At 59.8% G+C, this 19,502-nt stretch carries 22 protein-coding genes, 2 tRNA genes and 2 pseudogenes; 14 read left to right on the top strand and 12 right to left on the bottom strand.

Annotated elements, in window-relative coordinates:
• The first annotated feature begins 10 nt into the window (after positions 1-10).
• Positions 11-2,629, top strand: coding sequence for a heavy metal translocating P-type ATPase (locus MMG94_RS11685; RefSeq protein ID WP_016920815.1), 2,619 nt, complete (start codon positions 11-13; stop codon positions 2,627-2,629).
• Positions 2,630-2,644: 15 nt separating this feature from the next.
• Positions 2,645-3,031, top strand: a complete 387-nt coding sequence (locus MMG94_RS11680) for a hypothetical protein (protein WP_016920816.1) — start codon at positions 2,645-2,647, stop codon at positions 3,029-3,031.
• Positions 3,032-3,057: 26 nt separating this feature from the next.
• Here the strand turns inward: MMG94_RS11680 and MMG94_RS11675 are convergent, their stop codons facing one another.
• The gene (locus MMG94_RS11675) at positions 3,058-3,453 is read right to left on the bottom strand and encodes a hypothetical protein (protein WP_016920817.1); all 396 of its coding nucleotides are present in this window, start codon (positions 3,451-3,453) and stop codon (positions 3,058-3,060) included.
• Position 3,454: 1 nt separating this feature from the next.
• The gene (locus tag MMG94_RS11670; RefSeq protein WP_016920818.1) at positions 3,455-4,327 is read right to left on the bottom strand and encodes an exopolysaccharide biosynthesis protein; all 873 of its coding nucleotides are present in this window, start codon (positions 4,325-4,327) and stop codon (positions 3,455-3,457) included.
• A 288-nt stretch (positions 4,328-4,615) separates the two neighbouring features.
• Between MMG94_RS11670 and MMG94_RS11665 the strand changes: the two genes are divergently transcribed.
• The 3 genes from MMG94_RS11665 (at position 4,616) to MMG94_RS11655 (ending at position 7,196) form a co-directional block, all read left to right on the top strand.
• Complete coding sequence (locus MMG94_RS11665; protein WP_016920819.1) at positions 4,616-6,022, top strand: APC family permease; 1,407 nt, start codon at positions 4,616-4,618, stop codon at positions 6,020-6,022.
• Positions 6,023-6,084: 62 nt separating this feature from the next.
• A complete protein-coding gene (locus MMG94_RS11660) occupies positions 6,085-6,453 on the top strand; it encodes a hypothetical protein (RefSeq protein ID WP_016920820.1) in 369 nt (122 codons plus the stop codon).
• A 107-nt stretch (positions 6,454-6,560) separates the two neighbouring features.
• Entirely contained in the window at positions 6,561-7,196 is a 636-nt protein-coding gene (locus MMG94_RS11655) for an EcsC family protein (RefSeq protein ID WP_016920821.1), read from the top strand.
• On the opposite strand, the gene MMG94_RS11650 is transcribed toward MMG94_RS11655, so the two are convergent.
• Positions 7,185-7,517, bottom strand: coding sequence for a hypothetical protein (locus tag MMG94_RS11650; RefSeq protein ID WP_157212449.1), 333 nt, complete (start codon positions 7,515-7,517; stop codon positions 7,185-7,187). The genes MMG94_RS11655 and MMG94_RS11650 overlap by 12 nt on opposite strands.
• Here MMG94_RS11650 and MMG94_RS11645 point away from each other — a divergent pair.
• Complete coding sequence (locus tag MMG94_RS11645) at positions 7,501-8,526, top strand: outer membrane beta-barrel protein (RefSeq protein WP_157212450.1); 1,026 nt, start codon at positions 7,501-7,503, stop codon at positions 8,524-8,526. The two genes, MMG94_RS11650 and MMG94_RS11645, sit on opposite strands and share 17 nt — an antisense overlap.
• Before the next feature lie 58 nt (positions 8,527-8,584).
• On the opposite strand, the gene MMG94_RS11640 is transcribed toward MMG94_RS11645, so the two are convergent.
• Positions 8,585-9,799: a sulfate/molybdate ABC transporter ATP-binding protein gene (locus MMG94_RS11640; RefSeq protein WP_016920823.1), complete on the bottom strand. Its 1,215-nt coding sequence runs from the start codon at positions 9,797-9,799 to the stop codon at positions 8,585-8,587.
• 490 nt (positions 9,800-10,289) lie between these two features.
• Positions 10,290-10,838 (bottom strand): Lrp/AsnC family transcriptional regulator, encoded by a 549-nt coding sequence (locus MMG94_RS11635; protein ID WP_081495688.1) that lies wholly within the window; start codon positions 10,836-10,838, stop codon positions 10,290-10,292.
• A 224-nt stretch (positions 10,839-11,062) separates the two neighbouring features.
• On the opposite strand from MMG94_RS11635, the gene MMG94_RS11630 reads away from it, so the two are divergent.
• The 3 genes from MMG94_RS11630 (at position 11,063) to MMG94_RS11620 (ending at position 12,191) form a co-directional block, all read left to right on the top strand.
• Positions 11,063-11,287: a hypothetical protein gene (locus MMG94_RS11630; protein WP_016920827.1), complete on the top strand. Its 225-nt coding sequence runs from the start codon at positions 11,063-11,065 to the stop codon at positions 11,285-11,287.
• Between the two features lie 95 nt (positions 11,288-11,382).
• Positions 11,383-11,622: a hypothetical protein gene (locus MMG94_RS11625; protein WP_244415428.1), complete on the top strand. Its 240-nt coding sequence runs from the start codon at positions 11,383-11,385 to the stop codon at positions 11,620-11,622.
• 248 nt (positions 11,623-11,870) lie between these two features.
• Positions 11,871-12,191, top strand: a complete 321-nt coding sequence (locus MMG94_RS11620; protein ID WP_016920830.1) for an acylphosphatase — start codon at positions 11,871-11,873, stop codon at positions 12,189-12,191.
• Positions 12,192-12,241: 50 nt separating this feature from the next.
• Here MMG94_RS11620 and MMG94_RS11615 read toward each other — a convergent pair whose 3' ends face one another.
• Positions 12,242-13,552 carry an OmpP1/FadL family transporter gene (locus tag MMG94_RS11615; protein ID WP_244415430.1) on the bottom strand — a complete coding sequence of 437 codons (1,311 nt, stop codon included), beginning with the start codon at positions 13,550-13,552 and terminating at the stop codon, positions 12,242-12,244.
• Between the two features lie 123 nt (positions 13,553-13,675).
• Here MMG94_RS11615 and MMG94_RS11610 point away from each other — a divergent pair, with 123 nt between their 5' ends.
• From MMG94_RS11610 to MMG94_RS11600, 3 genes are all read left to right on the top strand, one after another.
• A complete protein-coding gene (locus tag MMG94_RS11610; protein WP_016920832.1) occupies positions 13,676-14,107 on the top strand; it encodes a YeeE/YedE family protein in 432 nt (143 codons plus the stop codon).
• A 7-nt stretch (positions 14,108-14,114) separates the two neighbouring features.
• Positions 14,115-14,570: a DUF6691 family protein gene (locus MMG94_RS11605; RefSeq protein ID WP_020372460.1), complete on the top strand. Its 456-nt coding sequence runs from the start codon at positions 14,115-14,117 to the stop codon at positions 14,568-14,570.
• 236 nt (positions 14,571-14,806) lie between these two features.
• Positions 14,807-15,058 carry an NUDIX domain-containing protein gene (locus MMG94_RS11600; RefSeq protein ID WP_341870802.1) on the top strand — a complete coding sequence of 84 codons (252 nt, stop codon included), beginning with the start codon at positions 14,807-14,809 and terminating at the stop codon, positions 15,056-15,058.
• A 153-nt stretch (positions 15,059-15,211) separates the two neighbouring features.
• Here the strand turns inward: MMG94_RS11600 and MMG94_RS11595 are convergent, their stop codons facing one another.
• The 4 genes from MMG94_RS11595 to MMG94_RS11580 form a co-directional block, all read right to left on the bottom strand.
• Positions 15,212-15,820, bottom strand: a complete 609-nt coding sequence (locus MMG94_RS11595) for a DNA-3-methyladenine glycosylase I (RefSeq protein WP_016920834.1) — start codon at positions 15,818-15,820, stop codon at positions 15,212-15,214.
• A complete protein-coding gene (locus tag MMG94_RS11590) occupies positions 15,817-16,107 on the bottom strand; it encodes a YciI family protein (RefSeq protein WP_016920835.1) in 291 nt (96 codons plus the stop codon). Before MMG94_RS11590 ends, MMG94_RS11595 begins: the two co-directional genes overlap by 4 nt.
• A gap of 10 nt (positions 16,108-16,117) precedes the next feature.
• Positions 16,118-16,717 (bottom strand): TetR/AcrR family transcriptional regulator, encoded by a 600-nt coding sequence (locus MMG94_RS11585; RefSeq protein WP_016920836.1) that lies wholly within the window; start codon positions 16,715-16,717, stop codon positions 16,118-16,120.
• A 224-nt stretch (positions 16,718-16,941) separates the two neighbouring features.
• Positions 16,942-17,031, bottom strand: a tRNA-Ser gene (locus MMG94_RS11580).
• Between the two features lie 225 nt (positions 17,032-17,256).
• Here MMG94_RS11580 and MMG94_RS11575 point away from each other — a divergent pair.
• Together MMG94_RS11575 and MMG94_RS11570 are read left to right on the top strand one after the other, a co-directional pair.
• Positions 17,257-17,346, top strand: a tRNA-Ser gene (locus MMG94_RS11575).
• 286 nt (positions 17,347-17,632) lie between these two features.
• Positions 17,633-18,031, top strand: a pseudogene (locus MMG94_RS11570) (IS5 family transposase); the annotation flags it as partial.
• A gap of 67 nt (positions 18,032-18,098) precedes the next feature.
• Here MMG94_RS11570 and MMG94_RS22140 read toward each other — a convergent pair.
• Both MMG94_RS22140 and MMG94_RS11565 read right to left on the bottom strand, forming a co-directional pair.
• Positions 18,099-18,230 (bottom strand): annotated as a pseudogene (locus MMG94_RS22140) (hypothetical protein); the annotation flags it as partial.
• A 206-nt stretch (positions 18,231-18,436) separates the two neighbouring features.
• The gene (locus MMG94_RS11565) at positions 18,437-19,150 is read right to left on the bottom strand and encodes a response regulator transcription factor (RefSeq protein ID WP_020372462.1); all 714 of its coding nucleotides are present in this window, start codon (positions 19,148-19,150) and stop codon (positions 18,437-18,439) included.
• Positions 19,151-19,502 lie beyond the last annotated feature (352 nt).

The raw sequence follows: 19,502 nt of genomic DNA, 5'->3' as shown, positions 1-19,502 counted from the left end.
GTGACCCGATATGACGTCTGCCGCCTTCACCGAGTCCTGGACGCTCAAGGAGCTTTTCCCCGCGAAAGCCCCTGGGCCCGATCGACCGCAGGTCTTGCCGCCCCAACGGCTCGCGGAGCCGATTGCAAGAGCGCGGCGCCCGCTCGCCGAGCGCGTGGACCTGTTCGAGGCCGCGGACGGATCGATGCGCGTCGAGTTCGTCAGTTCGGCATTATTCACGGATCCGCGCGGCGAGCTCGCCAGAGCGTTTTATCGGCAAGTCTTCGCGGTCCCGAGCGTCGCTAGCGTCGCGGTCGACGCAACGGCGCGTCGCGCGGAAATCGAATTTTTGCCGGGCGCAGCAGATCCCGCGGCGTCGCTGAAAGCGCTGGCCGCCGCTTTCCGCGCCGGTCCGCGGACCGGCCGGAGAGTCGCCGACGTTTCGCAATATCTCGGAAGGGAGCCCGCGTTCCGTCTTTTCCGATATGCGGCTTGGGTGTCGACCTGGATCGTGAAGCACGAGATTCCTGGCCGCATCCGGCTGCACAATCCGGCCTTGTTCCGGCGTCGCGAATTACGTCAGTCGATCGAGGCGGAGCTGGTCAACACGTTCGGCGTCGATCGTTTCTCGACCCAGGAGCTCACGGGCAGCGTCCTCATTCATTACAACCCCAAGCAGATTCGAAAGCATCAAATCATCGAGATTTTGGATTCCGCGCTCGAAAAGGCTGTCGATAACGGGCCGTCGCCGGTCGATCTCGATCTTCCCGTATCGGTTTTGTCTGTCCTTCTCGCCGCGGCAAGTCGTTTCGCCTTTCCGGCCTTGACGCCGCTCAGCGCCGCCGTGTTTCTTTATTCCGTGATTCCGAGCTTCAAAGGCGCCTACAACGTCGCTTTCAAGGAAAAGCGACTCGGCGTGGACGTGCTCGACGCCATCGTCGTCGCGGCGTGTCTTGCGACGAACCAGATATTCGCGGGCTCCGTACTCGGCCTTACGCTCAGCATTTCGCGGAAGCTCGTCGAAAAGACCGAGCAGGATTCCAAGAAAATGCTCGTCAACGTTTTCGGCAAGCAGCCGCGCTTCGTCTGGCTCGAGAGCGACGGCGAGGAAATCGAGACGCCGCTCGAGAAAGTGCGGGTCGGCGATGTCATCATCGTGCATACGGGCGAATCCGCGCCTGTCGACGGCGAGGTCGTGGACGGCATGGCCATGGTCGACCAACATGCGTTGACGGGCGAATCCGCGCCGGTCGAGAAAATCAAGGGCGACAAGGTTCTGGCGGCGACGACGCTGATCGCCGGAAAGGTCCGCGTGGCGGTGACGAGCGCCGGCGAGGACACGACATCCGCCAAGCTCGCCCAAATCCTCAACGACACGGCCGGCTACACGCTCGACGCTCAGTCGAAAGGGGAGAAACTCGCCGATCGAGCCGTCGCCCCGACTCTCGCGCTCGGCGCCGTCAGCCTCGCGGCGCGCGGCGTCAACAGCGCCGTCGCCGTTGTCAATTGCGATTTGGGCACGGGCATTCGGATGGCGGCTCCCATCGCCATGCTTTCTTCGCTGACGCTGTGCGCTCAGCATGGCATTCTCGTCAAATCCGGCCGTGCGCTGGAAACGATGAACGACGTCGACACGTTCCTCTTCGACAAGACGGGAACCCTGACTCGCGAACGGCCGGAGGTGGGCCAGATCCTGACCTTCGAAGGCTATGACGAGAAAAAGATTCTGCAATGGACGGCCGCGGCCGAGAATAAATTCAGTCATCCGATCGCAAAGGCCGTTCTCGACAAGTTCAACGGACTCGGACTGCCGATGCCGAAGACGGACGAATCGAAATATGCGGTCGGTTACGGCGTCACGGTCGGCGTCGACGGTCATGTCGTACGCGTCGGCAGCGCGCGCTTCATGAAACATGAAGGGATTTTGTTTCCTCCCGAACTCGACCGCGAGATTGCCCGGGTTCATGACGAAGGCCACTCATTGATCATGGTCGGCGTGGACGACAAGCTCGGCGGCGCCATCGAACTGCAGGCCGCCGAACGCAGCGAAGTCGTCGACGTCATAGCGGGTCTACGGGCGCGCGGCGCTGAACATCTCGCGATCATTTCCGGCGATCACGAGCGTCCGACCCAGCGGCTCGCGGAACGTCTGGGCATGGATCGTTACTTCGCTGAAGTGCTTCCTCAGGACAAGGCGCGTTACGTAGAGACTCTCCAAAAGGAAGGCCGTCGCGTCTGCTTCATCGGCGATGGCGTCAACGACTCCATCGCGTTGAAGAAAGCCGACGTCTCGATCTCGTTGCGCGGCGCGTCGAGCATCGCCACCGACACCGCCCAGATCGTGTTCATGGAGGAGAGCCTTCAAAAGCTGCTTCATCTACGCGACGTCTCGCACGATCTCCAGCGTAATATTGACCGCAGCTGGAAGATGATTCTGGCTTCTAACCTGGTCTGCGTGGCAGGCGCCCTGTTTGGCAATTTCGGCGTGATGCATTCGATGGTTTTCAATCAGATTGGCGGCCTGCTCGCCGTGGCCAACGGATTGACGCCGTTGAGAGAAGCCAGCAGGCTGCAGCGAGAAAAGGACCAGCTTGCCGCGTTTCTCGCAGCGCATGCCGCTCGCGAACTTTCCCCGACTCTTCGACGCTAGGACGGAGAGTCGTCCGTGGAGAGGCGTTATGGGCGCGCCCAATTTCTGCGCGACGCGATTGCGCTGGGTCTGCCGGTTCGCCAGGCGTTTTCGCGCGCGGCGTTAAGGCGTCAGCGGGATCATTTGATGCGAGAGCATCATCCAGATCGCGGCGGTAGCGACGAACGCGCGAGAGAGATCAACGATATTTACGGGCGGATGATAAAATGGCTCGACAATCGGCAGAAGCCCCAGACGCGGCAAAACAATGACGACGGCTCCGCGACGATCTCCGACGAAACAGGCTCGATCGAAGAGGCGACGAGTTCAAAAATTTTGAGAAAGGCTGCATCTGTCGCGATCTGGGCGGTCACGCTCGCAGCGTCGAGCTACATCGCCGCCCGTAAGGCGCGGCGGCGATAAGCGCTTTCGATTCGCTGCATTCTTTCTCAATTCGCCGCATTCTTATTGTGAGCGCGCGCAAAGAGGCTTCGCTTCGGCTGTTTCTGCGCGGCAAGTTTTTCAGGCGTGGTAAAGTCGGCGGCGATCAGAACTTGCTCTATCCGCTGCCGCAGATCGTCCTTGTGCGTTGGCGTGAACAATAGACGCGCCCAGGCCGGAGCGGCCCCAAAGAGTTCAATCTTGTCGCCGGCGAAAACAATTTCGATGACGACCGGGTCAATCAGTATTCTCAGAAAATCCTCACCCTCGCGCCTGTGCCAGCTTCGCGTGACATTCCGTCCGAAAGCTTCCGCATTGGCGTCGATATGGCTTTCGATCAGCGCGCGGCGCTGGTCCGACAAGGGCGCATCGACCTCAAAGGCGTAAAACTGCTCAAGCTCCATTTCAACTCCTTGGGCCGCTGCCGACTTTTACGCGCGCGGCGTCGCGAATTCGCTGAACCCGCTTTCTCAGTGAAGGTCTTTCGACGATCGACGACCCGGCATTCCCGGCGACGTCCTCCGCAAGGATGAAAAGCAGGCTGCTCCAGCGCATGCGACACAAGGCGCCGAGACCGTCGTCGATTCGGTCGAGCAGCCAGGCGGCCGCATGCAGGTTGAGGCGCTTGAAGCAGCGGGCGAACCACTCTTTCGTCGTGTGAAGCAGGCGATTCGCGCCGAAGACCGTGCTTATCGCGATCGCGAGCGACGCGACGCCCGCGAGGGCGCCGATCATGACGACAAGGCCGTCTCGCTCCGCCATCCCGATAGAGATAAGGAAAGAAGCGCCGGCATGCGCGCCCATGCCGAGGATCGGAGTCATGCCCGCCAGTGCGAGCAAGAATATCAACAGTCCGAGCACCACGCCCATCGCCGGATGAAACACCCAATCCCAGCGCGCCTGAAGCCGCTCTTCGGCGACTTCCAAGACATTTGCGACCGCGTAAATGACTCGCGCCAGAGACTGGCGCGGAATCTTTCGCCTGAGGACTGCGCGTGGAAGCCAGACGCCCTGGCGGCGCAGGGCCATTCGCGCGCCGACGGCGCCCGTGACGGCGCCAGACAAATAGCCCATATCCGCCGCCTCAAAAATCCCGGCGGCGGAAAACAGCGCCGTCACCGAGCCTTGCGGTTCATTGCCGAGCGCTCGGACGATCCTCCTGACGGTGAAATGCCGCGCGCGCGGATTGGACGTCAAAATGCGTTTCAGACGCGTCGCCGCGCGCTCCGTTGAGGCGCCGGCGCGCCGCTGACGATGGACATGCGCGCTCGACGCCATCGCATGAACAACATCGGCTCGGCGCAATCTCGGTCCGGGCCAGGATTTGGCGCGCTGAGCGCGCTCGTCACTCGGCCGACATGAGCTTGTCATCTGTTTGACACAACCTGATTTAGTCGATAAACTCTATAAACTAGAAGTTTATCCGGCTTTCCGGAGGTGTCAATCTTGTTCGAACCCATGGATGACCTGCGGCAATCCGGCAAAAATAACGGCGCGCGCGTAAATGCTGGAGACGGAGCGGCAATCGCAGTTGAACCAGGGCTTCGATCTGACTGTCTCTCCTATATGGAGGTTCTCGCCCAATCGATTTCCGTCATCGCGCCCTCCACGGTGCCGGCGGCAATTCTCGGCCTTATCTTCGCCGCGGCGGGCGACGCGACCTGGCTGAGTTTCCTGATCGGCATGCTCGGGCTCGTCGCCGTCAGCTATAACATCAACCAGTTCGCGCGCCGTTCCGCCTCGGCGGGTTCTCTCTACAGCTACATCGTCAAAGGGCTCGGACCCACCACGGGCGTTCTCGGCGGCTGGGCGCTGCTGTTCGGTTACACCTTGACCGGAATGTCGACATTGTGCGGATTCAGCGTCGTCTCGCACGAATTGCTGTCCGCCTACGGGATCAGCCTGTCGCCGCTTTGGCTCTATGCGCTCGGCGCGAGTGGAGCCTTTCTTTTCGCCTATAAAGATGTCCAGCTTTCAGCCCGCGCCATGCTCTTTTTCGAGGGTGCGGCGCTCGCGGCGGTTCTTGCGCTCGGAACCATCGTCTGGCGGCATAGCGACTTCCAGATCGACGTCGCGCAGATCAGATTGCAGGGCGCGACGCCCGGCGGCGTGCTGATGGGCGTCGTGCTCGTCGTCTTCGCCTTTTCGGGATTCGAAAGTTCGACCTCTCTCGGGGAGGAGGCCAAGGACCCTTTGCGCTCGATACCGAGGTCGGTCATCCAGAGCGTCGTCGTCGCGGGTCTTGTCTTCATTTTCATGGCCTATGTCACGATCATCGGCTTCAAGGACATGTCCGCTGATCTCGCGAAATCGGAGGCGCCGCTCTCCTACCTCGCAACGGAACTTGGCTGGCCGAGGCTCGGCGCTTTCATAAATATCGGCATTCTTCTGAGCTTTTTTTCTTGCACGCTGGCCTCGATCAACTCAACGGCGCGGATCATCTACGCGATGGCGCGCCACGGCTTGATGTATGAAGCGCTGGGAACCGCGCACGACAAGAATGAAACGCCGCATATCGCGGCCGCGGTCGCGGCGACGATCACATTGATCGTGACGACGTCCGTCTATCTGCTTGGCGCCAGCCCCTTCGAAAGCCAGGGCTATTTCGGAACGCTGTGCAGTTTCGGATTCCTCACCGCCTACACGCTGATCTCCCTCGCTGCGCCGGCCTATCTCTACAAAATCGGCGAAGGCGGCAAAGGCGCGCTGACGGTGTCGGGGCTCGCGGTGGCCTTCATGCTGGTGCCGTTTCTCGGGGTGATCGGCGTGCCGGGCAGCGAATTGTTCCCGCCGCCCGCCTATCCGAACAATCTGCTCGTGTGGATCTTCCTGGCCTACATGGCGGTTGCGGGCGCGTGGCTGGCTTCGCTCAAAATTCTCAAGCCGCGAAAGCTCCCTGATGTCCTGCGGGCGAATGGAATTGAAGGGGCGTATCGCGCGTCCGCTTCGACGGTCAGTTCGGACGTCAACTGATAGACGACCGCATCAGGAGGGCGCCGGCTGACGCTGGGACATTCTCAAAAAGGAGACCGAAAATGACGACGACGACAGAAGAAACCATCCATTCCGATCCGCTTTCGAGCCTTGGCGACGCGCTCGAAACGGCAGCCGCTTCGCTGGGCGATGCGACGACCAATGCGCGCGCTTCCGCCAAAGTCGCCGCTCGCAAGGTAAAGCAGACGGCGCACTCAGGCGCCTACAACGCCGCCTATGGCGTCTCTTTCGGCGTCGTGTTCTCCGCCGTATTTCTTGTCGAGCTTCTTCCCGAGGGCAATGTTTTTCGGAGAGGTTTCGAGGACGGCGCGGAAGCGGGTTTCGACTCCGCGGTCGCCAAGGCCGAGGCGCGCCGCGCCAAGCGCCGGCCCTATACGCCGGACGCTGAAGAAAGCGAGCCGAGCGCCTGATCTTCAGGTCGGCCGGGTGAGGCGCGGAACGGTTTTCTCGCCGTTCGCGCCTCGCGAGACCTTCGACCGTAATCCGCCAGCGATATCGCTCAACTGGAGCCCGATCGATGAGCTCTTCCACGGAAAAGCCGAGCGAACTCGTCACAATCGCGCTGGAATGGGTCTACGACAACGCCACATCGGGCTCCATAGAACTGGCCGAAAGCTATCGATTGAAATGCGCCGGCGATTCAGAGCAGGGCATTGCCGATCTTGTGCATTCTCATGTGCGCTACGCTGCATTTGTCGGCTTCATGACCAATTTCGGCGGCATATTGAATGCGCCGATCGCGGCGCCGCTGAATCTCAGCTCCGTCATCGTCATTCAGGTGCGCATGATCGCGGCGATCGCACATCTGCGCGGCTACGCTCTTCACGATCGCAAGGTCAAGACGCTTGTTTTCATCTGCTTGACAGGTTCAAGCGCTGTCGCGCTTTTGCAAGAACTTGGCTACAGCATCGGTAAAAAATTGAGCGCCGACGCTGTTTCGCATGGTTCCCGCGTGTCGATCAGGAAATTCAACAATGTGCTGGGGCGCTATCTCGCGATACGGTACGGGACCCATAAGGGTTTCGCACGCGCGACTCCGGTGGTTGGCGGGATTGTCGGCGGAGCGATCGACGCCAGCATGACTTATGGGATCGGCGTGACGGCGAAAGCGATCTTCAAGCCGCAACCTTGCAGCGTGTCTTCAATCGCCTGATGGCGTGCGCGGGGAAAGCGGCATGATCACGGCTTTTGGAAAGTTCACTTCAAACCCGCCGCCAAACATTTCCGGCGCCGTGCGGATAATTAGCCATCGTAGCCGTTTCATGATGGCGCTGGCTGTCTTCTCTCTCCTCTGCCGTCTTTGTTCGCCCGCCGCCTCGCTGGCAGCCGAGGGGGTCGAGAAGGGAAAGACAGAAGATTTGTCGGACAATGATGAGTCGTCGAACATGGAATCCATGGGTCCGACATTATCATTTTCTGACAAGCCAGTCTCTTTCAGCGTCGAATCTTTCGGGCCGATGACATTGTCTTTCATCGGATCGGGTTTCAGCCAATGGCAGACCTATCGGGTAAGCGGCGACCGCACGGCGCTGGCCGACGCGTTCAACGGCCATGTCATTCTTCAAAAATCCACGGGAGAATTTCAGTTTCTTCTGCATGCCGGCGTCTATTCCTTCCCGACTCTCGGCGCGCCCTATTTCCGCGCGGGAAAGACGCTGTCGGAATATTTCGGCCCGATCCCCGAAGCCTATGTCAAATACGCGCCAAATGAGAATTTCAACATCATCGCGGGCAAGATACCGACGCTCGGCGGCGTCGAGAACGGCTTCACCTATCAGAATCAGAATATCCAGCGCGGGCTCCTCTGGAACCAGACGAGCACGATCGCGCGCGGCGTGCAGGGCGCCTACACGCTCGGTCCGATAGGGCTCTCTTTCGCGTGGACGGATGGCTATTACACGAACCGCTATACGTGGGCGTCCGGCTCGCTCAGCGTTCAGCTCGACGACAGCAATGCCTTCATGTTCATCGGCGCCGCCAATGTGAAGCCGAATTCAGTCTCGACGATCGCCGCCCCGATCACACAGAACAATTCGCAAATCTACAATCTGATCTACAGCTACGCGTCCGGTCCCTGGACCGTCACGCCCTACCTTCAGATGACCAGAGTGCCGGCGATGCCGCAATATGGCGTCAATGTGCATGGGCAGACGCTCGGCGCCGCAGTCCTCGCCAACTACTCCTTCCCGGCGCCATCTCAATGGAACGAGTTCAGTCTCGGCGGGGTCAGCCTGCCGTTCCGCGCGGAATATATCGCGGCGAAGGCCGAGGACGCCGACGGCGCTCCCAATCTCCTGCTGGGAACGACCAGCCGCGCCTGGTCCTTGACCTTCACGCCGACGATCCAGCGCGGGCCATTCTTTTTCCGGGCCGAATACGCCTATGTGCGTGCGCCGAAAATCATGGATGGTTTCGGCTTCGGCGAGGACGGAGACAAGCGACTCCAGTCGCGCGTATCGCTGGAAGCGGGCTTCATATACTAAAAAACCTCGGCTCGCCGGAACGCGTCGCGCGCTCGGGTCGTCATCCGTATAGCGCCGTTTACGCGCCAGCGGCGACTTTGGTTCGTTGCCGCTTTCTCTCGACAGGAAACACGCGCGCCTTCGATAGCGAAATCGGCACGCGCTCCCCAAGCCGAGCGGCGCGCTCGACAGGGGCGTCGATTTCGAGCGTTTGATCATAACCTTCGATGGCGATCGTTGCGCGAACGCCCCCCGGCGTCCGCCGCACGCTTTCCACATGTCCTTCAATCTCGCCAAGCCCGTCGGCCGCGACCGCCATGTCCGAAGGTCTGAAATAGACCTTTGCAGGGCCGTTCTGAAGTCCTCGAGTGTCGATGGTCAATTCACGGCCCTGGAACTTCACGAGTCCGGCTTCGACCTCCACGGGGAGAGCGATCGCTTCCCCGACAAAAGAAATGACGAAGGGCGAAGCAGGCTGATCGTACAGCTCCGCTGGCGTTCCGACCTGTTCGATGCGGCCTTCGTTGAGCACCACGACCCGATCCGCAAGCTCCATCGCTTCATCTTGGTCATGCGTCACAAAGACAGTCGTAAGGCCGATTTCATGACGGACCTGGCGAAGCCAGTGTCGAAGGTCCTTTCTGACACGGGCGTCGAGCGCGCCGAAGGGCTCATCGAGCAACAGGACCCGCGGTTCGATCGCCAATGCTCTTGCGAGCGCGACGCGTTGCCGTTGGCCGCCTGAAAGCTGAGCCGGATAACGCGCGCCCAGCCCTTCCAACTGCACGAATTTCAGAAGTTCCACGACCTTCGCGTCGATTTGCGCCTTAGAGGGCCGCAGGCGGCGCGGTCGAACGCTCAGTCCGTAAGCGATGTTGTCCGCGACAGTCATATGCTTGAACAGCGCGTAGTTCTGGAACACGAAGCCGACGCGCCGATCCTGCACAGGCAACAAGGTCGCGTCTTCGCCGTCAAAATAGACAGCCCCCCGATCCGGCGCATTCAATCCCGCGATGACACGAAGCAGCGTCGTCTTCCCCGAGCCTGACGGGCCGAGGAGCGCGACAAGTTCTCCTGGACGAATATCGAGCGAGACATCGCGCAACGCGGCGAATGAGCCGAAATCCTGCTCGACCTTGTCGATGCGAATGGCGAAACCAGTTTGTCGCGGAAGGAGCGCGCCCGGATGGTCCTCGACTCCCGCTGTCTTCGCGGGCGTCGATCGCCCGGACGTCCATCGCCGCCAAAAGCGCCAAGAGGTCTTTGCGAGGGATTGGATGTTCGCTTCGCTCATCGGGGCGTTCCTGCCTCTATGCTTAGACCTTAGATAGTCAATACAGTCTACAGAAAGAATCAACTAAAATCTCTATCGTGCGCGAAAATCCTGTGCAGCCGCCGGGGTCTCTATAAATGCGGCGCCTTCTCCGAACGCCACCCGATGCAGGAGGCGTTCGCCGAGATAATCGTTTGCCGGAAGACGAGCGCCTGAAAAGGCGCGAGCGGCCGTCGCAGGTCTGCACGCAGAATTTCGTCCGAGAAATCGGAAAGATCGCCGAATGTCCAGGAACAGGAAGCCTTGAAGATCGATCTAATGTTGTCCCGCTTCGGCGTTCTTCCGGGCGGCCGCTCGCCTGAGCTGACTCGCAAAGAACGTTTGCGCTTCATCAAGATCGCCGAAGCTGAGATCTTCATAGTCTTCGAGATTGCGGGTCGATCCGCAAAAGCGTCGGCGGCCTTCCACGGAAACCAGAACGCCAATCGCGATTCCATCAACAAGGACGAATTCAACCGGCGACATCCAGCGTCTCCCTTTCTCTCAAATCTCTGTTCCGCAACTCGATCGCCGCCCCGACCCGCGGCCAGCCGCTCTCGTCGACCCTGGGCAATGGCAGAGCGGTCGAGGCCTTGATGGTCTCCATCGCGAAGCGCGAGACGACGCTGCGAAGGGGTTTCGCCACTTCCACAAGTTGCTTGTAGAACGCGTCATAGGCGACCATGTCCTGTGTGACGACGCATAGGATATAGTCGACGTCGCCAGCCATACGGTGGAATTCGACGACCTCCGGCCTGCTCTCGATAAATTGCGAGAAGACAGCAAACCATTGGTCCGAGTGCTCGCCGGCGACGATGGACACATAGGCGGTTAGATGAAGGCGGAGCTTTTGCGGATCGAGCAACGCGACCCGGCGCTTGATGACGCCCTCCGCCTCCAGCCGTTGGATGCGCTTCCAGCAGGGCGTCTGGGACAAGTGGACGCTCGTAGCGATTTCCGAGATCGGACGAGTCGCGTCTTGCTGCAACAATGCGAGAATTTTCAGGTCGATTGCATCCATTCTTCACCCCTCCAAAACAATCTATATTGTTTATAGAATAAGTCAAAATCTCTGGCCGAGAGAGGATTTTTATCCTTTTCTGGCTGGCGGCGAGAAAGAAATGCTCCGCCAGGCTGTTTCTTAAGAAGAACAATCTGTTTGCTTTAACGAACATTCCGGCGCATTCTTCCCTTATCGGCGAGGGAGCGCTTCGCCGCCAGATCCAAAAATGCGGGTCAACGATCATGTCTCACGCCTATGTTATCGAAATAGACGAAGAAGCAGCTGGAATCGTCGTCAGGCAAAATGAAGCTCAGGCGCCCAAAGGCTATCTCTTCTATGCGGCGAGTCCGCGCTTTCGCGTCATCGAGGGCAAAATATTCAGCGCGCCGGCCAAGGCGCAAAAGGCTGTCGCCGCGCTTTGCCTGAAGCCATACGCTTCATCCAAGGCGCGCGTATCCCGTCAGTAAACGACAACGCGCGCAGTAGAGTTAAGCAGAACCCGCCAGCCAGCCGACGCGCCGCATTTGTCGGCCGATGCAAGGACGAAGATGCGAGGATGAAAATGAGCGATCTTTGGCGGTATCAGATCCGTTTCAGGCTGCCCGAGGAATTGGCCGAGGCGGCGCGAAACGACCCGGACAGTCCTCATTATCGGCCGATCGCGGAGATTTTGCGCAGGCGCGGCGCGTGGGCGACAAGCACATTCGACGCATTCGCCAATTATGTTTCCACGGCCGAGCGGGAAGGCGTCGATCGATTTCCGCTTTACTCCTGGACGAAGGCGACCATCGAGGACCCATAAAGCGAAGAAAGCATCTGGCGTCCTTCGCGGTCTATGTCGCCGGTGAAGAAGTCTATGATCGCGAATCCGCCGATGCAATAGAAGCCGATCTCCAGCCTCTGCTGAAACAGGGCGTGCCTCTTGCGCTGACCAAGCATGACACGAATCCGGAGAACAATCCGCAAGCGCCTGCGGCTCTCTCGTGATTCAGGAATGAGCGCGCGTTACGGCGTATGATTGCGCATCTCGCCGGGGCAAGGAGTAGAAGCATGACGGATAACCGCGCGGTGCGCATCCTGGTCGAGGGCCGCGTGCAAAATGTCGGCTATCGAGTCTTCGTCGCGCGGGAGGCCGGACGGCTGCACCTTCACGGTTTTGTCCGCAATCGCCATAACGGCGCGGTGGAAACCTTTGTCGAAGGACCGCGTAGCAAGATCGAGGAATTTTTGTCTCTGGCGATAAAGGGCCCGAATACTGTCGCGATCGAGCGGCATCAAATCGAGGACGCCGCCCCCGAAGCCTTGGCTGAATTCGCCGCATTGGCCAAAGCGCATGGAGCCGACGGATTCTTTTCAGCGCCGGCGCTTTAAAAGGGCCCGTCTCGGGATTGGCAAGTAAGTCCACCCTGAGAACATATATTTTAATATTTCGCGACGACCGGCGCCGGCGCCGCCTCGAAACGATGCGTCCAGCCCGCCGTAATCTCGAATGTCGAGAGATAGAGATTGATCGTGCGCAGCGGGTTGGGTCCAAGCGGCGTCCGTTCGATTCCGGAAACCGTACCCTGTGGCGAGACGACCGCCGCGAGATCGATCGATGACGACGGCGTCACATAATAGCTGAGGCCGCCGCTGATATGATGCCTGGTGACGGCCGGCGCGAGTATGTTCAGGGTGACGTCCCGCGAGTTGATCGGATTGTTGTTGTAGCTGTAGCCGAGGCGCAGCGCGAGCTTGTCGAGGCCGCGATACTCCGCGCCGACCTTGATCACGTCGATGTCGCTCCAGCCAAAGCCCGGGCCGTTCATCACGCCAAGCGGCGCCTGCAAGGTGGACCAATTCCCGACCGACGGGACCTGCGAATAGAAGATATGCTTCCAGTCGGCGAGCAGGGTCAGGGTCGGCAGGACGTCATAGGCGACGCCTGCTGTAATGTTGGCCGGAATGTCGAAATCGCCCTGATTTGCGAACAGACCCTTGTAGTTTTCGAAAGGCGACATCCAGATCGGCGACGACCCCGCGACGCCGATACGGAATTTGTCGGTCACCCGATATTGCAGGCCGGCGCGCACGCCCGCGCCGACGGACCAATTATAGCTATGGTCGGTCAGTTCGTTGGGAGCGGAGGAGAATGGCCCAAACACCGCGAGGCCCCTGGCCTTGAAAATCTGAACCGCGAGAACCGGCGCGAAGCCGACCGACAGATTCCCGAAGCGTTGCGCATATCCGGCCGTGATGAACGCCTGGTTCAAATCGACGCCGGCGTTGCGGCCGCAATAGACGCCGGTCTGCGGACACATCGGACTCCCGAAGAACTGGCTCGTATAATTCGGCGAGTAAGTGGTGTTCATGCCGCCATTGCCGTAGACGGCGACGCCCCAGGCGGATTTCTCGTCGACGGGCCTGCTGTAGCCGCCATTCGGAATGGGGAAGAGCCCGCGCCCGCTCTGGACATGTCCGGGCGCGACAAAGCCTGGCCCGGACGTCGAATAACCGCGATCCGGCGAGAAGGCGGTGAGGCCGAGCGTGTATTGATGCCCGACATCGACAAGGCCCGCCGGGTTAATGGAAAGCGAGAGCGGATCGCGCGAATCCGCGGCTCCGGCCCCGCCGACGCCCTTTTCGCGCGTCCCATAGCCTTCGAGGAAATAACCTTCCGTCGCGCCGGCGTGGCCTGCCAATAGGGGCGTAGCCATGAGGACGAACAGCGTAACACGGCCCAAGCGGCTCATTAAATGCAGCCTTCTTTTGATTCTTTATTCCATAAATATGATAGACTAACATGAGAAAGTATGTAGCTTTTGCGCAACACTCTCGATTGAATCGCTGAGGCGATTAGAGGCAAGGCGGGACGAATGCAGATTGACTGGGCGCACTTCTCTCCGCTTGCCGGCCTTGCGGGCGGCGCGATGATCGGGCTTTCGGCCGGTTCGACCATTCTCTTGATCGGGCGGGTCGCCGGGATAAGCGGAGTCCTTGCAGGGCTTGTTCCGCCTCGGCGCAAAGACGCGGATTGGCGCGTCGCTTTCCTGCTCGGTCTTTTTGCGGCTCCGGCCGTCATCGGCGTCTTCAGGGCGCCAGCGCCGCCTGTTTTTGACATAGGCTTTGGAACAATCGCCCTTGCAGGGCTTCTCGTCGGTTTCGGGTCGCGGCTCGGCGCCGGCTGCACTAGCGGACACGGCGTCTGCGGCCTCTCCAGACTATCCTTGCGCTCATTGGCGGCGACGCTCGCATTCATGGCGTCCGCTATGGCGACGGTGTTCCTTGTTCGCCATGTTTTCGGCTGAGGAAGCAATGACGCGTCTTGCAATCACCTTCGCGCTCGGCCTCATCTTCGGCTGCGGGCTTTATCTCTCGGGCATGACGGACCCACAAAAAGTGCTCGGCTTTTTGGACGTCGCGGGTCTTTGGGACCCATCTCTCGCCTTCGTGATGGGCGGGGCGATCCTGGTCGCGTTGCCCGCATTTCGGCTGGCTGCGAAGCGGCGGACGTCTCTTCTGGGCTATGCGATCAGCCCCCCGCCTTCCCGGAAAATTGACGCCGCGCTGATCGTCGGCTCGTCTGTTTTCGGGATCGGCTGGGGTCTTTCAGGCGTCTGCCCGGGGCCGGCCGTGTTCAATCTCGGACTGCTGGATGGCGAAGCGACCGTATTCTTCGCCGCATTGATCGCGGGATTGGCGCTGGAGCGCCTCCTCCCGCTCTTCCTGCTGGCCGCAAGCCCCGCCGAGGTCGAACAAGACGGTCGATAATCGCGCGTCCTCCGCAGGCTGCGATGAACGATCTGCTTTTCGACAAAGGGCCAGAAGCCTGTCGGGGACGCGTTTGCGAAACCGGTAGATCCCTATGCCGAGATGTTGCCAGGACGTCGTCATTTTGAGGGCCATTGCGTAGCGCCGCTATGTAGCGGTCGACGACGGCTATGCCCTGATATTGAAGCAATTAGCTCGGTTCATGCTCGCGCAAGAGTTTTGCGGATGAGGGTCGAATGACGAAAAGAACTATGGTTGTCCTAGACGACGGTCCCTCGCGGTTTCAATTCAGAGCGGCTGCCCTGATTTGGAGCGAAGGGCGGATTTTAGTGCATCGGGCGGTAACCGATCCTTTTTGGTCGTTGCCTGGAGGCAGAGTAGAGTTTCACGAGTCAGCTGCTGAGGCGCTATCCCGGGAGATTATAGAAGAGCTTGGAAGTGCTTCGACTATCGGCTCATTGCGGGTGCTGATCGAAAATGCCACTTGAGTTTACACATGTCGTGCATCGCGACGTAGCCCCTATAGCGTGAATGCGTCCGGGTTGGCAGCCGTTCGACGTACGACGCGAATTTTTATGTCATGAACGTCCGCTTCTAAGAAAACGTCAGTCCTTGGCCTACGCCCGTGATGCCTTTTCGAGCTATGCTGGTCGCGTGAAGGCCATCCTGGCGTCGGCCGCTCGCTCCCGGACGACGCATCCTTCCGCATGATCGTTGATGAGACCCATGGCCTGCATGAAGGCATAGACTGTCTTCGGGCCGACGAAGGACCAGCCGCGCTTCTTCAAGTTTTTCGACAGCGCGATCGACGCGAACGAAGTCGAGGCGGTTTGTGGGGCGGTCAATTCCTCCCCCTTCGGCTCGAAGCGCCAGATATAGGCGGCGAGCGATCCTTCCTGTTTCACCAGTTCCTGCGTCCGCTTCGCATTGTTGATGACGGCGGCGATCTTCCCGCGATGGCGGACAATGCCCGCATCGTTGAGCAGGCGCGCCACATCCGCATCGGTGAAGCCGGCGATCCGGTCGAAATCGAATCCATGAAACGCGGCGCGGAAGTTCTCGCGTTTCGCTAGGACCGTTCGCCAGCTCAAGCCCGATTGGAATCCTTCGAGACACAGCTTCTCGAACAGGCGACGATCGTCATCGACCGGGAAGCTCCATTCCGTATCGTGATAGGCGAGGAATTCAGGCGCCGCCGCGCACCAGCGGCAGCGCGGGCGCCCATCCGGGCCGGGAACCGTCGCGTTCATGGCTCGGCTTTCAGAAAGGCCAGCCGGCCGTCTGTACGGCCCGGCGCAATGGCGAGGATTTCGGCGCTGACCACACCTTGGGCGACGAAGGGATCGTCCTGCACCCGGACCTCGATCTCCTCGGGCGACACATTATGCGCGAGGATCGCGCCGCCCGCGCTCGGCTGGAGATTTCCCGCCAGCAGGAACACGCCGTCGTCGAAACCACGTTTGATCCATGCACTGTGCCCGTCCATGAACTGCGGAGCTTTTGTCTTGTCTGCGAAACGAAGGGTAATGACGAACATGGTTGCTCCATCAGGCGGATTGGCGGGAATGGAGTAATGATGCGGCCGGGCATTGGGCTTGCAGCCACGCCTCCATGTCTGCGACCTCGCGGCGGATGAAATCCTCGTCGCGGAAGGCGGTGAACAGGGTTGCAACGCCCTGGCTGCGCATCAGAATATGGAGAGCCAGCCCATCGGCGTCCGCTTCCCGTCCGAGCGCGGCGAACTGCCGGGCGAGCCAGTCGCGGAAGAGGGTGAACAGAAGGATCGCGTCGTTCTTTGCGGCGTGATCGAGCTTCGCCAACTCGTTGCAGAGCGTGCCGACCGGGCAGCCATGCGCCATGATCTTCGTCCGGTTTGCGATGAGAATATGGATGAAGCTGCGGATGCGCTCTGCAGGCGAAGACGCAGCCTGTTCCCAGGCGTCCAGCATGGCGCGGGTGTTTGAGACACGCCGTGCGATTACGGCATCGAGTATCTCGTCCTTGGTTTTGAAGTGATAATAGAAATTACCGCGCGACAGCCCGACGTCCCTGGCGATGTCGGCAAAGGAGGTCGCTTCGAAACCATGCTCGTAAAACAGCCGGTCGGCGACATCCGCGATCTGGCGGCGAGTTTCGCTCGCACTCATATCCGGCCTCCATGATCATAGCGCGGACGAGCACAAAGCCGCCGACCGCACTATAGGACATTTGACCTAATGGCTTGTAGGGCAAGCGTCCTACGAAAGCAATTGCGAAGCGGATAGAACATCGCGCCTCAGTCCGATTGGCGAGGCAGGAAGTGAGCGCCATGGAGGAAAAACGGCGGCGATCGGCGGTAAATCGTTCGCTGAAACGGCTCTTCTGGCCAAGGTGGCGGAGAGGGAGGGATTCGAACCCCCGATACAGTTGCCCGTATGCCGCATTTCGAGTGCGGTGCTTTCAACCACTCAGCCACCTCTCCGCGGCGCTTCAATCGACAGTAAAGCCGAATTTCGTGTGGCGCGGTGGCATTAGCATATGGAGTGGCGAAGGATCAAGCTCGGGGTTGCAAGCACTTGAAGATGAGCAAACTGCGGGACAATTGGCTCTCAACGCCCAGAAACTGGGGACGAAGGCGGCGGTCTTCGCTTTATTCCGCATCGGCAATTGCGTTCCGGCGCGCCATGAATATATTGCGGCGGCAAATGGAGGGGTGGCCGAGTGGTTGAAGGCGCACGCCTGGAAAGTGTGTATACGGGAAACCGTATCGCGGGTTCGAATCCCGCCCCCTCCGCCAGTTTAGATTGCTCCTCCTTGGATTAGTAAATTCAATAGCTTACGCGCAGTTGCTAGCCACGTGTCCCCCAGATGGGCCCCATATGTGTCCCCCAAGTGGTCAAATAAACCTGGGCATGAGCGCGGTGCCGCCTTCCCGGTGTTGCTTACCCAATGAAGGGTGACGAACACCGCTCTCACGGGGGCGGTTCTCGCGCGGATAGAGGGGATGCTTCAACCTTTATCAAATTGCGGTGGGCCCCCTTTCTTGAATGGAACCATCTCCCATGCGTAGTCGAATTCGTAACGGGCGCAAACGCCACATCGCCGTGGACACGGACGGACGGCTGCTCATGGTCAATCTGACGACGGCGGATATTTCCGACTCCGCGGGCGCGCAGCAGGTTCTCGACGCCATTCGTAAGCGCTGGCCGTGGATCAAACATCTATTCGCCGACGGCGCCTATGATCGAAGGAAACTCATGGATAAGGCGGCGTTCAAGGACTTCGTCGTCGAGATCGTGAAGCGCATCGACGCCGATCCAGGCTTCAAAGTCCTGCCGCGACGCTGGGTGGTTGAGCGAACCTTTGGCTGGATGACCCGCTGGCGACGCCTCGTGCGCGATTACGAAAAGCGCATCGACGTCTCCAAGGCCATGATCCACGTCGCTCTCGGTGGACTCCTCTTGCGCAGGATCGCGCACTGAAATCAATTCTCAAACGGACTCTCAGAGAACTCGGGTGGTCTGGGGCGAGATGCACGACCACGACATAGGCCAAGTCTAGGTCGGGTCGGACATTAGCGAAAAAGCTCTTAAGCGCGGCGACGCCGCCGGCCGAGGCGCCAAGCGCGCATACCGGCGTATGAGCGGGAAGCGCGTTGTCGGTATTATTGTTTGCGGCCATTGGTTTCCGCCCAGTCGAGCCCTGTTGCTTGGGTTAGAGATAACATTCCGCATATCTTCCGACGAGCCGGGCAAGCACAGATTCAAGGCGCGGGCCGCGCTATGCAATCGTTTTAAAAAAAGTCGAGCCATCGAGCATCTCTGCTCCGCGAGCTTTATCTGGCGTCGAGAGAGACTCTGCCCCTCTAGAGGCTGCAAGCGCGGATCCTACTTTGTAATCGCGGGGGTAGGCGCCTTACCGGTCGCAACCAGCCCATGGAGCTGCGCTGGGTCCGCGGCGACAGCCATCTTTATCAACCCCGCGAGGCCCCGGGCTCTGGTCTTCGCCATAATATTGGCCCGATGCGCCTCCGCAGTTCGCGCACTAATGCCAAGATTGTGGGCGATCTCCTTGTTACTCCTCCCCACAAGCAGTTCACGAAGCACCTCGGCTTCTCGATGCGTCAGCGTCGATAGGCGGTCCCGGATCGTTTCCAGGCCCTCGTCGCTCCCTTTCTGATTAAAAGCCGTATCTAGCGCCGCGAGCAAAGCATCAAGATCGAAAGGCTTCGTAAGAAGATCGCAGGCGCCGAGCTTCATTGCTTGGACAGCGAGCGGAACATCGGCATAGGCCGTCACGACAATCGCTGGCAATGGTATGGATTTTTTGTGCAGCTGGGCGATCAGCTCAACCCCGTCCATCCCTGGCATACGCACGTCGGTGATGACGCATCCGTCGTATGGCGCCGATATGCTTTCCAGAAATGCGCTCGCGGAAGGGAAGATCTCGACTTCATAGCCTTCCATCTGCAACAAGAGCGCCGTGGCGTTGCGGACGCCTTCCTCATCGTCAACGACAAAGACACGCCTGTTTGCCGTCTCCTTCTGCATGGCTTTCACCCCGCCGCCAGGGGAGGCGAGCGCGAGCTTTTCTGTAAACATGCATCGCACTGGACAGATAGCTGAAGAAGGGCCCGCGCCCATTCCAAAGCCGCCGATTGGGGCTCATCCTCGTGCGCGTCTCCCCCCTCGGCGTCTTTCAATACCTCCGCCAGAGCCAACCTCACGAGCAGCAGGCCCATCTCAGCGGGCAATGGCTCATCCATGGTCGCTTGGATTTGGAGATCGACGGCGGCCCCAAGGTTCTGAAGAATTAGCAACCCATTGCGCGCTTCGACTTCCTCGTCTCTCATAGGCTGCATTCGCTCCTCCCGCGCAAACGTCTTGATCCTTCAAACGGCGCAGCATCTAGGTAGTTCCCACGATACTCGCGCTTGATCGCCGGCGTTTTAAC

Origin of the sequence: Methylocystis parvus OBBP (assembly GCF_027571405.1) — a bacterium.
GTDB classification, from domain to species: domain Bacteria; phylum Pseudomonadota; class Alphaproteobacteria; order Rhizobiales; family Beijerinckiaceae; genus Methylocystis; species Methylocystis parva.
The sequence above is the reverse complement of the archived record's forward strand: the minus strand, read 5'-3'. Positions and strand labels throughout refer to the sequence as shown.